This window comes from Pseudoalteromonas sp. SG44-5 (genome assembly GCF_014164175.1).
Lineage (GTDB): Bacteria > Pseudomonadota > Gammaproteobacteria > Enterobacterales > Alteromonadaceae > Pseudoalteromonas > Pseudoalteromonas nigrifaciens.
The window spans coordinates 308,369-322,517 of sequence record NZ_JACJES010000003.1 but is presented as its reverse complement, the minus strand read 5'-3'; the positions used below and the strand labels follow the sequence as shown (position 1 = coordinate 322,517).

The window sequence follows — 14,149 nt, the reverse complement described above, 5'->3', positions numbered from 1 at the left end:
TGTCACAGTAAGTTTCAGTTAGAAATAAAACCAGACACGTTATTTTATCCAAAAAACTCCGAGAAAACCCATTGTTCGACACGAAGTGGCGTCGATGGGTAGTTCACTTTAACCACTTTGAGGTTCAAAAAGCCTAAAATGCATTTGCAAACATAGTTCTAAGTAAATTATTTATAAAGAGGTTAGGGGGGGCGCTGCGCTTCTTATTCTTTGCTGTTACTAACTGTTAAGTTGTTGTTTTAACCAAGAAATAAACTCAGCTGCGGGCATAGGATAAGCCATATAATAGCCTTGCATACCGGTAATATTAAGTTGTGCGAGTGTTTTAGCTTGCTCTGCGGTTTCAACGCCTTCGGCAATAACATTAAAGCCAAGGTTGTGCGCAAGTGAGATTATAGTACTTACAATGGCAGACCCTCTATTACCTTCATGTATTTTATCAATAAAGCTTTTATCTATTTTTAGCTCATCAACGGGGTAAGTGTGTATATAGGCTAACGATGAATAACCAGTGCCAAAATCATCAATCGAAAACCTAAACCCTTTAGCTTTGAGCTGCTGCATTTGTGCAATATTTTCAGCCATGTCATCCAGTAAAATGCTTTCGGTTATCTCCAGTTTAAATCTTGTAGGAGATATACCAAACGCATCTACAATACTAACAATATTGTTGTATAAGGAATGTGTTATAAATTGGCAGGCGCTAATATTAATAGCAACACAAAATGAATCATGAAGCAGCTGTGTTTGCTCTAGCGTTTTAATTAACATGCAGGCGTCAAACAATACAGTGCTTTGCAATTGATCAATCAGACCAGATTGTTCCGCAACAGGAATAAAGTAGTAGGGTGATATAATGCCTTTTATAGGGTGTATCCAGCGAATTAATGCCTCAGCGGCTATAATATTACCTTGGCAATCAAGTTGCGGCTGAAAGTAAGCCACAAACTGCTTTTCTTTTATTGCAGTTATAATGTCGCTTTCTAATTGTAAACGTAAGTCTAATTCGTGTTGCAGTGCCGGATCGTAAAACGCAAAACGATGGCCGCCAAATTTTTTGGCGCTATACATAGCTGTATCGGCCCTCTTTAATACATCGTTGCTTGTTGTGTCTGGGCCTTCAATAAAACTAATGCCAATACTGACGGTAATTTTATAACTACAGTTGTTTATTTTAAATGGGTTTTTGAAGCAGTCGAGTATTTGGTTGGCACACACTATTGCCTGGCTTTGTGCATTGTTTTTATTACTACTTAGGTGCTTAGGTAAAATTACAAATTCATCGCCACCAATTCGCGCAATAATACCTGCATTTTTAATAACGGTTTTTAACCGCATAGCAACTTCTAGTAAAACCTCGTCACCGATAACATGGCCTAATGAATCATTAATGCGCTTAAAGTCATTTAAATCTAAAAATAATAGAGTGCCAAATAAAAGCTGCTTTTTAGATTCGCTGATCATCAATTCAAGCGTGTCAGTTAGCATGCGGCGATTAGGCAATGTGGTTAATGGGTCGTAAAACACCAACTTTTTAACTTGCTCTTCAGCAAGTTTACGCTCGGTAATGTCGCGTATCATCCATAAAACATGTTTTTTATTTGGCTCATCAAGTAGGTAGTTATTAATAATTGACGTTCTAGCTTCAAAAATATGTCGGTTACCCATACAATTAAGTTCGTACTCGTACAGTTGTACTTGCTCTGTTTTCAGTGTTTTAGTAATGATAGAGATTACTTTATTAGGATCACCTAATGGTAGCGAGCTTATGCGCTGCTCATTATTTAAGCTATTACATTGCAACTCGTTGCTAGCACCATAACTTTCAATATACCGCGCTTGTTCATCAAAAATGATTCCTAAATCGGGGATCACCTCAATAAATGCTTTTAATTTATCGTTAGAACGTTGTAGCTCTAAACTAAGTGCTTTTTCTCTTGCGACAGAGCGCGCTTTTTCTATTGCTAGGCCCGATAAATGAGTAAAGCGTTCAATAAGCTTTAAATCTAATGCGGTTGGTGCGTTTGGATGGGTGTAATAAACGGCAAAACTACCGAGCACTTTGTTGTCTGAGGAAAAAATAGGAGTAGACCAACACGCTTGCAAACCATGTGCTAATGCAATAGTTTTATAATTAGCCCAAAGTGGGCTAGTAGCTATGTTACTAACAATAACTTGTTGCTCTGTGTACACTGCAGTGCCACATGAGCCTACATTATCTCCAATTGTAACACCGTCTATTGCTTGGCAATATTCAGGGGGAAGTTTAGGCGCAGCACCGTGGCGAAGTTGGTTGCCCTCTAGAGTTAAAATCGAGCTTTTAGCATTTTTAGAGTCAATTATTGCTTCAATTTGCTCGCAGATATTATGCAGACACAGGTGTATATCTACACCCAATGCGATTTGCTCTATAATCTGTTGTTGGGCTGCAAATAATGCTAAATGTTGTGCTGGAGTCACTCAGAAAAGTTCCTAAATAATAGTTAATGTGTCTGAGCGCATAGCGTTAATAAAAACGAGAAATTTATTTTATATTAATTAAGCAGCACCTTATTGATATTGTAAACATTATCTAATTTAACTCAATACTAGAGTCGAATAAAATTTAAACTCTTTTCGTTTTTATTTTTAACTGGTTGTTATCATTTGTTATATATAACAACAATGCTCATTGTTATAAGTGGTGCTTAGTGCCTAAGGTAACTTCAGCGAAGTGCTTTTTTAAAATATCGAGTAACGCATAAGTCTTTGCAGCAATAAAATCTCGTTTTGGCGTTACTGCATACACAGTGTAGTTTGAACGTTGCCAGTCTTTATGAAGTTGCTTTAACTCTTTGTTTTTAATGCGTTCGCGCACTTCTGGCTCTGGTAGCATTGCATAACCTAATCCATCGCATACTAATTGAATAACTGATTGCATATTATTTACTTTTATACGCGGAGCATTAAGTGTGTATGGTGCGCTGTTTGGCTTAAATAATTGATAGTTTAAATGGCTGTGAGCTATATGAGCGTGCTGGTTTAATTGTTCAATACATTGATCATTTTTTGCTAAAGGGTGCGTCGCATTAACACAAAGAGCATAAGGCCATTGGGCTAATTTTCGGGCTATTAAATTTGAGTCGTTAAGTGGGCCAATACACAATGCTAAGTCGGCTCCTTCTTTAAGCATATCAACAGGTTCATCTGTCAAAATTAGTTCTATGTTTAATTTTGGGTGTAGCTCTATTAAGCGTTTTAATGGTTCAGAAAGTAACCCAGCGCCAAAGCCAACAGGGGCAACTAATTTAAGTTTGCCACTTGGTATACCGGTTAAATACTGTAGTTTTTGTTTAGTCTGCTCTGCTGTTTGCAGCAGCTTTTTACAGCTTTGATAATAAATATCACCCGCTTCAGTTAAGCTTAATGATCGTGGACTACGATTGAATAAGTTTAACCCAACCTCTTGTTCTAATGTTTTAATTTGCTGACTTACAGCAGAAGTAGTCATGCCTAATTGTTTAGCAGCTAAGCTCATACTGTTTGTTTCTACTATGCGCACAAACATAGTTAACGAGCGTGTTAACTTGATATTCATAGTAATTAAGTTTTCCTTAATTTAATTATTAGCATACTTATATTGCTCGGCAATGCACTTACCCTTAATATCGCAAATGCTAATCATTATCAATTAAGCAATTCTAACACGGGAAACAAATATGAACACCGCAAGTCGACAATTATTGCCTTTAAGTGCCGCAATTTTATTTACCTTTACAAATTATGCGCAAGCAAATAAAACAAACGATGACATGGAAGTGATGGTAGTCACTGCGTCAGGGTATGAGCAGCTAATTAAAAATGCACCAGCATCTATTAGTGTGATTGATAGAGAAGAGTTAGCGAGTCGTTTTTACCGTGATTTAACCGACGCTATGACAGACGTGCCCGGCGTTATAGTGACTGGCGGTGGCGACAGAAAAGATATTAGTTTGCGCGGCATGGCTAATGGCTATACATTAATATTAATAGATGGCCAACGACAAACATCGCGCGAAACACGGCCAAACAGTGACGGTCCAGGTGTTGAGGGGGCATGGACACCGCCTATTGGGGCCATTGAACGTATAGAAGTTATTCGCGGTCCAATGTCATCTTTATATGGCTCTGATGCGATAGGCGGGGTAATCAATATAATTACTCGTAAAACACCTGAGCACTGGTACGGCGAGGTGCGTTTAGATAGTACGATTCAACAAAGTAATGAGTCTGGGAACATTAACCAAGCTAACTTTTTTACAGCGGGCTCATTAGTTGATGAACTACTTGGAGTACAGCTATACGGGCAATTTACAAAACGCGATGAAGATGACCTAGTCGCCGGTTTTAGAGGTAAAGAGCAAAATAATCTTAAAGCTAAGTTTATAGTAACACCTAATAAAAATCACGAGGTTACATTAGAGCTTGGCCGTGCTGAACAAACGTTAGATGCGACTGTGGGTAAAACAATTGCGCCACTTGCCCCAGGGGATGAGTGTGGTCGCAGTGGTTGTCCTGAATCAACAACTACACAATACGAGCAAAAAACCATCTCGGTAAGCCATAATGGTTATTATGACTTTGGTAGTTCTAATAGCTATATAAAGTACGATGAATATAATAATAAATCACGCGAAATGCTTATTAAAAATACTGATGCACAAACGATGTGGAGTATTCCGCTTGCGAGTGAGCATAATGCGACATTGGGCGCTTCCTATAAAAAAGAAGATTTAACCGATCATACCAGCAACAAATTAAGTGATGTATCGCAAATAGATAACGAGCAATGGTCTATATTTAGCGAAGATGAATGGCGAACCAGCGAGTTATTTGCATTAACCGGCGGTATTCGATACGACCATGATGGTAACTTTGGCGGCCATATTAGCCCACGTTTATATGGTGTGCTTAATGCGAGCGATAATTTAACCGTCAAAGGAGGTATATCTACCGGTTTTAAAGCACCTAGTTTACGAGCAACTACGCCAGAATGGGGGCAGGTTAGTCGCGGCGGTAATATATATGGTAATGCGAATTTGGCGCCTGAAAAATCAATAAATTATGAAGTAGGTGTTTATTACGATAAAGGTGAAAAGTTCAGTACCTCGGCCACTGTTTTCTATAATCAGTTTGACGATAAAATATCACGTATAGCTTGCCCATTAACTCAATGCACCGACGGTCCAAATGAATTTGGTTCAGACCCAACAACCTACGTAAATGTTGATGAAGCAGTAACACAAGGGTTTGAGCTATCAGCATCGCTTAAACTAAGCAGTAAAGTAAGTGCAAGCGCTAATTATACTTACACCGAATCGGAGCAAAAAACGGGCACTTATGCAGGAAGCCCATTAAATCAGTTACCAACACACTTACTGCAAACCTCTGTTAATTGGGTTTTAAGCGATGCATTTAGTGCATGGGCACGTATGCACTATCGCGGGGAAGAAAGCCAACCTACAACTGGGCCATCGCAAAGTAGCTTAATTGCTCCAAGCTATACCACAGCAGATTTAGGTGCAAACTATCAATTAAGTAACAACATTAAATTAGGCGTGGGGGTTTATAACTTATTTGATAAAGAAATTAGCGAAGTAGAGTATGGTTATGTAGAAGACGGACGTCGTTATTGGGCTTCTTTAGCATGGCAGTTTTAAGTGCTTTAATTAGCTATTTAATGACTTCTTTTTAAAAAATAAATAATGGCTATATACTAAATAGCCATTATTTATTGTAGTTAGGCATCAATTTTATTGCAGTAAATGCAGCCAGTATTAAAGTTTGTTTAAAAAAGCTGAAAAATTATAAAATGCGGTTGGCTTTTACGCTTGAGTCGCTTATTCTAGCCACATATATGTAGCTGCTTAGTTTACACTTAAATGTTATTACTGCTTGCTACTACTCTATAATCGCACTTAATCCGCAAAGGTAACACCTCGTTTGAACCACCTAGACAACCATAACCAAGTTAATAAAATAAACGTTATTAGCGCCTTTTATTTAGCAGAAAATCTGTGAAAATTCCTAAACGCCTACAACCGCTAGTTGATGATGGTTTAATTGATGACGTACTCAGCAGGCTTATGAGCGGTAAAGAAGCCGATGTTTTTGTAGTGCAGTGTGGCGATCATATTCGCTGCGCTAAAGTTTATAAAGAAGCCAGTAAACGTAGTTTTAAAAAAGCCGCACAATATCAAGAAGGCCGTAAAGTTCGTGGTGGGCGCCAAGCGCGTGCTATGGGTAAACGCTCAAGTTATGGTCGCCAATTAGAAGAAGAGATTTGGCAAAATGCCGAAGTTGATGCGCTATCACGTTTAGCGAGTGCCGGTGTACGTGTACCCGACACCTACGGCTGTATTGATGGTGTGTTGCTAATGGAGCTTGTGTGCGATGACAGCGGCGATGTTGCACCGCAGTTAGGTAATGTAGCTCTTAGTGAAGAAGAAGCGATTAGGCAGCATAGCTTAATGATGCATTACATTAAATTAATGTTGTGTGCGGGTATCATCCACGGCGACTTATCAGAATTTAATGTGTTGGTTGACAGCAAAGGCCCGGTAATTATTGACTTACCGCAAGCTGTTAATGCTGCAGCGAATAATAGCGCCGAAGCAATGTTTGCTCGCGATGTTAATAATATGCGCCGTTATTACGGCGAATATGCCCCAGCTTTATTGCAAACTCAATACGCCAAAGAAATGTGGGCATTGTTTTCTGAGGCTAACTTAACGGCTAACTCCACTTTAACAGGTGAATTTGAAGATAACAGTGAAGCCGCAGATGTTGATGCAATACTTGAAGAAATTGAAGCCGCTCGTGAAGAAGAGCTGGAGCGCTTAGACCGTATTCGAGACGTTGACGAAGATGCTTAAACTTAATTAAATTAAGCTGATGTCTAGCGTTTAGTAGCTAGACATCAAACCGTTGCAGTTAAATTCAATAAAACAAAGGTTAACTTAATCGCGGCCTGAGCCCGTATAAAGCAAAATGTTTTTTGTTTTAACGCTTTCCCTTTCACCTTGAGTAATTTAGCAGTTATTTCACTCCTATTCCCTGCGCTTTAAAGTACTGCTGTATTTCATTTGTATGTGGTTTAAATGCACGCCAGCGGCCAATAGCTTTGTTGTTGAGCGGTTGACGAACCTGCACTTTACTGGCGGTAGAAACCGGCGCTGTATTTAAATGAAAATCAATACACTGCGGTTGCCACACTAACTCACAAAACTTAACTAAACCTTTAATTTGCACTTCGGGCTGCGCTACTAACTCCTCGTACTGAACTAATTTTATTGTATTTTTATGCAAACTTTGAAAATGCTGCATGAGTTTATAAAAACGGCTATAAAATTTAGCGGTATCAAGTAAACCTAACGAATAAGCGTAATAAGGGTTATTAATACTAAATAGTTGGCGATAGTTACCAATACAGGTGTCCATTGGGTCGCGCAGCAGGCAAATTATTTTTGCATTAGGTAATGCTTTGGTTATTAAATCAATATAAAAAAAGTTAAAGGGGAGTTTATCAATAAAGTGTTTACTATTACCTGTAACTACACGGGTAGCATTTAAGTAATGAGTGCCAAGTTGCTCAAAGTTAATTTGATAGGCGCTACTCAAGGTTTGGTTATCAAGCACGTGCGGCGAGGTGGTTTTGCTTATTTTTTTAACACACAAGCCAAAGTCTTGCAGCTCCCCTGCTGATTGCACGTCGCTGTGGCTTGATAAAATACGCTCTACTAAGGTGGTGCCAGAGCGCGGCATACCTAAAACAAAAATAGGCTCGTTGCTTGGGTTACCTGAGGCGTTTGGCTCGTTATGCTCAAGGCTTAATTTTTTAATATGTGCAAATAAAGCCGCAGATCCCTCGTTATCAAATGGGCTGTTTTTAAGTTTATCGGCTTTACCTTGTTGCAGTGCTAAAAAGGCATCCGAAAATGCGCCAATATCTTGATATTCTTTTGCTAGAGCATGGCCAATATGTAGTTTTGCATCGGGGTGAGTAACCTGTTCAGCAACCGTTTTTAAGCGTTCAATATGGTTAGTTTGCGTACTTGCCTTAGTTAAATCGCTCAATGCAAAGTGGCTTTGGTGGTGTAATGGTTTTAGAGTAATAGCATTTTCAAACGCATTTTGAGCTTGCTCAAAAAGGCCTAAAAACTTAGCGCAAACACCAAAGTTATAAAAGAACTGTGCTTGCGGAGTTTGTTTGTTATTTGCCAGTGTTAACGCGTATTCAAAGTAATTTATCGCTTGTTCGTGTAAACCCGCTTGTGTGAGTGCAACGCCTAAAGTGTCTGCATCCAGCGCTTTGGTTATTTTGCTAAGTGCAACACTTAATGCGGTTGCTTTGGCTTTTTGTAGTTGTCCTGTAAGTGCGTAACATTTTGCCAGTTGCGCTGTGTATTCAACATTTTCTTGCAAACCTTGCGCTTTTTCAATCAGCTGAATGGCTTTGTAAATTTGCCCCACTTGTAGGTTTACCATAGCTAGTAAAAAATAGCCGTCTGCAAAGTCTGGTTTTTGGGTAACAAGTTCAACTAAAGTTTTATGTGCTTGTTGCACATCACCTTGATTTAAGTAATTTATGGCGCTTTGATGTAACTGTTTTAGGCTAGGGGGCATAGTTAGCTCGTATAAATAAAAAGGCTCAAATAAATTTGAGCCTTTATGACATAGATTAAGTACAGTTTAAATGTAATTTAAATTATATTTCAAACTTGTAGTTAAATTTAATGCCTACCGTAAGAGGGCGGTTAATGTAATGTCCATAGTTACGTTGTATTTCTGCGCCATTAGCACTTGTAATATCGGCATCTGAGCGACGCACCGATGTAACAGCATATTTATTAAACATATTATCAACATATAATGTAGTTGACCACGCATCTGCTGTTAACTTAGCAGAAATATTACTTAGGCTGTAACCTGGTAGTACTTCACCACTATCACGTAAACCAACTTTTGAAATAACGTCGCTTTGCGCAGTTAAGCCGTAGTTTATATCTAATGTTTTGTCGTTAAACACGTCAGTTTGGTAATTAATACCTAATGAAAACTGATGCTCTGGTGAACCAGGTAAACGATCGCCATCTGCAGCGCCATCAGTACCGTCGGCGTTAAATAAAAATGGTGCATCTGATGTTAGCTCCGCTTTAGTGTAAGCGTATGTTGCATAGGCGCTAAATGAGTCTGATAAAATAGCGCGAGTAGCAATTTCAATGCCTTTTGCGTTAGCACTGCCAGCGTTTGAAAGGTAAGGCAGTTGCCCCACTGCGGTTGCCCCAGTAATTTGCGCATTGTCCCAATCTACGTTAAAGAGTGCAGCGTTAAAGTGTAACTGACTTCTAAACCATGTACTTTTAAAGCCAAGCTCGTAATTGGTCGTTATATCGGCATCAAATAGCATTTCATCTGGTTTACCACAGCCTGTTTGTTGATCATCAGGAAGTGGATCAGGGCACGGAACCAAGCCATTTGAACCACCAATTCTAAAGCCTTCACTTACCGTTACATAGCCCATTACGGTGTCATTAAATTGATACTTTGCGTTAAACTTTAACAGATTACCGTTATCACTTGCTGCATTCTCTTCAAAGTTAATAGCGATATCGTTAGGGCCAGCACCATCATATAATGTATTTGCTAACGGAAAGTCAAAAGCGGCTTTAGACTTTACATCGTATTCGTAAAAGCGCACACCAAGCGTTATATCTAGTTTGTCGGTTATTTGATAACCCACTTCACCAAAAAGAGCCGACTCTGTTACTTTGCTGCTCGTTATTTCTAGGTACTCTAGTGCATCAGGTCTAAGTTGAGTTGCGCCAAAGTTATCAACCGCAAACTGATCAAAACCTGGTGTAAATTCTCTACTTGATGCATCTGTGTCTTTTTTATTATAAAAACCACCTACTATCCAACTAAAATCGCTATCACTTTGTGATACTAAACGCAGCTCTTGGGTAAAAGTATCTACTTCATCAATTTCGCGGGTAAATGTTGAAAATGCTGGAAATTCTTCGTAGCCATAATCAAGACGGATCAGTAAATCTGTTTGGTCGCGTTGACCTTCAGCTTCAAAGCTTGATATACCGGTAGCCGATACTAACTCTGCAAAGCCTAAGTCTGCTTTGAGTTCTAGGCTAAGTAATTGATCTTCTTTCACGCGTGGCTCTTCGTAACGATACGCTGATTCGTACTTACCAATTATATCGCTTAAGCCATTGTTTGCATTTAAGCTGTTGCTATGAACAATTGAACGACCTTCGCTGTCTTGTTTTTGATAAAAATAGTTAAGCGTACCTTCAAAAGACTCACTCGCTTTATAACGAACTGATATACGCCCTGTAGTGGTTGTTTCGCCATTGGCATCTTTTACTTGTTTAAGGTTGTTGTTAACGGCATCAGTATTGCTCCAATCAGGATCGCTAAGCGATACTCCCGGCTCACGAACAACATAATTGTAATCTACAAAACCCGGATCTTTATATAGGTTTAAGCTAGTACGTATGGCAAGCGTATCTTCAATAATTGGTAAGTTGAAAATAAAGCCGCCTTCACCGCCTACTGAGTCACTTTCTTGGGTTTGAAAAACATCACCGTAAATTTCGCCTGAGGTATAATCAAGCTCTGGCGCTTTTAGCATGTAACGAATGGCGCCGCCTAATGTACCTGCGCCATATAATGTACCTTGTGGCCCAATGAGTACTTCTACGCGCTCAATATCAACGAGGCGCATATCAACGCTTACCGGAATTTCATTAATATATGTTGCTACGGTGCCGCCATCTGACGCTGGACCCGATGAGTTAGTATTTAAACCACGTACAATAATAGGTGAGCCTTCGCGGCCACCTTGGTCAGTAATTGTTAAACCAGGAACCCAGCGTGCTACATCGGCAAGTTCACTAATGTTTTGATCTTTCATTACATCAGCGTCAAGCGCGGTTATATTAAGTGGTGCTGCTTGTACAGAGCCGCTGCGTCGTGTTGCCGTAACCTCTATAACTTCAAGTGATTTGTTTTTTGTAACCACTTGTTCTTGAGCTGAAGCGGTATTAGAGAATAAAACCACACTTGAAAGTGTGCTTGAAATAGCCAAGGTTAACAGGCTTGGTTTAAACATAAAAAGTGATCCTAGTGCAATTAGTTATAATGAGTAAGTAAGGGTTTTAGTTTATCAGGGTGGAATACATCTGGGAATAAAAATATGAATTATAATTCACTTTTATAGAATAAATATTATACCCAAGTTTATTTAGATTAATAAATAACCACTAGCAACAATTACTTGCTTAAAAAGCATTCAGTAAGCTCTTGCTGCTTAGTTGTTAAAAGCTAAACAGTAGTAAAATTTTATAACAAGATGTGAGTAGCGAGTGACATTACACGGATGAGCAAAACCGTTATGCATTTAAATGCAAGCTGAGGGTTAAAGTAACAAGCAGAAATGAGACAAAAAATATGGCCGTTTTCATTAAAAAATTAAAGTCACTAGGGGGTAGGGCGTATTTATCTTTTGAGGTTGAATTTACAGCAGTGCGTTTGTTTTTTAGGCTAGGCAGAGCCTATGTAATGTGGTTATTCCCCAGAAGCAGGCGATAACGACGCATAAATGCCAAATATGTGCTGCCCGAAGGCTTCTATCTAGGGGGAAGTAACTTTTCCTGCATGGATGTAAGCCAGTAAAATAAAGCCGGGACAGTTATTGAGCCCATTAGATAACAAACTTCGCGCCGGGATTAAATTGCCTCTAAATTGAACAAATTTTAATCCCTAAGGTTAATACGCCCTAATCGCTTAATGAGGATAGTTTAACTGCTGCTTTGTGGTTTTGAAGTTGAACTGCCAACAGAGGCAATAATTACCAGTAATATTGCCAGCCACTGCCAAATAGACAATAGTTCGCCTAATATGAGTAATCCGGCTAATGCTGCAATTGCGGGCTCTAAACTCATCATAATACTAAAGCCTTGCGACGACATATTACGCAAAGTGATCATTTCTAGGGTATACGGCAGGGCGCTTGAGAGTACTGCAATAGCAATACCTAACGGAATAATATCCCAACTGAATGAAGAGGCTTGCAAAATTCCGCCATAGGGCACAAGTACAATGGCCGAAATAGTCATACCCATAGCCACAGTTGCACCACCAGAGCCTTGATTACCGGTTTTTTTACCAAAAAGAATATAACCTGCCCAACATGCACCAGCGGCAAGCGCCAATATAACGCCAACCGGATCTAGGCTTTCTTGGCCTTTCATATCAGGCAGTAATAATAAAATGCCCGCAATAGCACAGCCTACCCAAAATAGATCACGCTTACGGCGCGATGAAAATAATGCAACTGCTAATGGGCCGGTAAATTCAAGTGCAACGCCAATACCCAGTGGAATACGCTCTATGGCGTAATAAAACAAAATGTTCATACCGCCGAGGCTCAGGCCGTAAATTAAAATAGGAAATCGTTGGCCTGCGGCAGGTAAGTGTTTCCACGGTTTAAAAATCAGGCATAAAATAGTGGCAGAAAAACCTAAACGCAGTGCAGTAGTCCCTTCAGGGCCTACAATAGGGAAGAGTTGCTTGGCAAGCGACGCACCAGATTGGATAGTTACCATAGCGAGCAATATACAAAAAACAGCGAGTAAGAGTTCTTTCGTAGATGAATGCATTATTTTCCTTGTATATCACTATTAAATTTGGCGCATTCTACCTGTTTTTGATACTCGAGGTAAACTTATTCGATAAACAACATATTAAGCAACTTACGCTTTGTTATTGTTAAAGAAAACATATGTTGTTGCGACTGTTAAACTCGTTGCTTCACAAGCTAAAAAGTAGTTAAAAACGTATGAGTGTTAGCTATTAAACTAACACTCATATTATAAAGCGGCTAATAGGCACTATAGCAAAGGTTTAATTTGTCTCAAACGCTTTATCGTTTGGGTATACAACACCTAATTGCGCGCGAGCGGTATCAAGTACATGCATTACATCAACACTAAGCTGGTGTGTATTAATATCCGATTGCGGCGCTTTTTGTGTCACCATTTGCATAAAATGATCAACTTCATATTTCATAAAATGCTCGTCAAAAGGCTGCGAAAGTAGTTCACGTTCACCGTTGTTAGCAATAAACTCTACTTTTTTGAGTTGCGACACTGCTTCAATCCGAATGCGGCCAAGTTCGCCTTGTATTTCGGTAATATTATCGCCTTGCGATATTTTTGAGTAGCTGATCACCGCTTGTTTATCGTGATAATTTAAGAGTACATCGCCTGCGCCATCTACACCTGTATCAAGGAGTACACCACTTGCGTGTACACTATTTGGTGCGCCCCACAGTGCTATTAATAAATACAGTGGATAAATGCCTAAATCAACCAAAGCACCATTAGCAAATTGAGGTAAAAAGGTATTTGGGCGCTCGCCATTTTTATATTTATCGTAGCGCGACGAATATTGACTATATTGTCCAATAAACTTACGCGGCGTACCAATTTTTAGCATGGCCTGTTGCAACAGTGCAAAGTTGGGTAAATGCGTGGTCATCATGGCTTCCATGTATAAGCATTGATGCTTTTTAGCGGTTGCTATAATAGCGGCTAGTTCGGCACTATTGGCCGCTGCTGGTTTTTCTCCCAGTACATGTTTACCTGCTGCTAAGCATTGCACTGCATATAACTGATGTAAGCTATTTGGTGCGGCAATATAAACGGCATCTACGTGCTCGTCTTGGCAAACTTGCTCTATTGAAGTAAAAATTTTTGCTTGAGTATTTTTTGGGTGTTTAGCTAAAAAGGCTTCGCCGCTCGTTGTTGCGCGCGAGCACACACCATATAAATTAAAATCGATTAAGGTGTTGGCTGCTTTTAATAAGGTATCGCTAATAAAATTAGTACCGACAATAACAAAATTCATGGATATTCCTAAAAAACAATAAAAAGTAGAGGAAAAGTAAAGCTTATCATTTTTTAGTGTGCATATCGCGAGGAGAGAAAGTAAGTATAAAACCACAGAGGGAAAAAGTAATAAAAAGGTTAAACCATCATATTAAAGTAGGTAGGTAAAACCTTTTAACTAATCAAACTATTTAGGACAGTATGTTGATTCAACAGCGTAAGTAACA

The 14,149-nt window shown here is 39.3% G+C and carries 8 protein-coding genes; 2 read left to right on the top strand and 6 right to left on the bottom strand.

Going from position 1 to position 14,149, the window contains the following annotated elements; translation table 11 throughout:
• Positions 1–219: 219 nt before the first annotated feature.
• Both H5079_RS06045 and H5079_RS06040 read right to left on the bottom strand, forming a co-directional pair.
• Positions 220–2,460 (bottom strand): EAL domain-containing protein, encoded by a 2,241-nt coding sequence (locus tag H5079_RS06045; protein WP_182683694.1) that lies wholly within the window; start codon positions 2,458–2,460, stop codon positions 220–222.
• Between the two features lie 214 nt (positions 2,461–2,674).
• Positions 2,675–3,577 (bottom strand): LysR family transcriptional regulator, encoded by a 903-nt coding sequence (locus H5079_RS06040; RefSeq protein WP_182683693.1) that lies wholly within the window; start codon positions 3,575–3,577, stop codon positions 2,675–2,677.
• Positions 3,578–3,698: 121 nt separating this feature from the next.
• On the opposite strand from H5079_RS06040, the gene H5079_RS06035 reads away from it, so the two are divergent.
• Positions 3,699–5,678: a ligand-gated channel protein gene (locus H5079_RS06035; RefSeq protein WP_182683692.1), complete on the top strand. Its 1,980-nt coding sequence runs from the start codon at positions 3,699–3,701 to the stop codon at positions 5,676–5,678.
• Positions 5,679–6,035: 357 nt separating this feature from the next.
• Positions 6,036–6,893 (top strand): PA4780 family RIO1-like protein kinase, encoded by an 858-nt coding sequence (locus tag H5079_RS06030; protein ID WP_041454909.1) that lies wholly within the window; start codon positions 6,036–6,038, stop codon positions 6,891–6,893.
• A gap of 163 nt (positions 6,894–7,056) precedes the next feature.
• On the opposite strand, the gene H5079_RS06025 is transcribed toward H5079_RS06030, so the two are convergent.
• The 4 genes from H5079_RS06025 to H5079_RS06010 all read right to left on the bottom strand — a co-directional run bounded on the left by H5079_RS06025 (position 7,057) and on the right by H5079_RS06010 (position 13,941).
• Entirely contained in the window at positions 7,057–8,643 is a 1,587-nt protein-coding gene (locus tag H5079_RS06025; protein ID WP_182683691.1) for a sulfotransferase family protein, read from the bottom strand.
• A gap of 82 nt (positions 8,644–8,725) precedes the next feature.
• Positions 8,726–11,143, bottom strand: coding sequence for a TonB-dependent receptor (locus H5079_RS06020; RefSeq protein WP_182683690.1), 2,418 nt, complete (start codon positions 11,141–11,143; stop codon positions 8,726–8,728).
• A gap of 688 nt (positions 11,144–11,831) precedes the next feature.
• Positions 11,832–12,692, bottom strand: coding sequence for a DMT family transporter (locus H5079_RS06015; protein WP_089369173.1), 861 nt, complete (start codon positions 12,690–12,692; stop codon positions 11,832–11,834).
• 244 nt (positions 12,693–12,936) lie between these two features.
• A complete protein-coding gene (locus tag H5079_RS06010; RefSeq protein WP_011329887.1) occupies positions 12,937–13,941 on the bottom strand; it encodes a Gfo/Idh/MocA family protein in 1,005 nt (334 codons plus the stop codon).
• Positions 13,942–14,149: the final 208 nt, after the last annotated feature.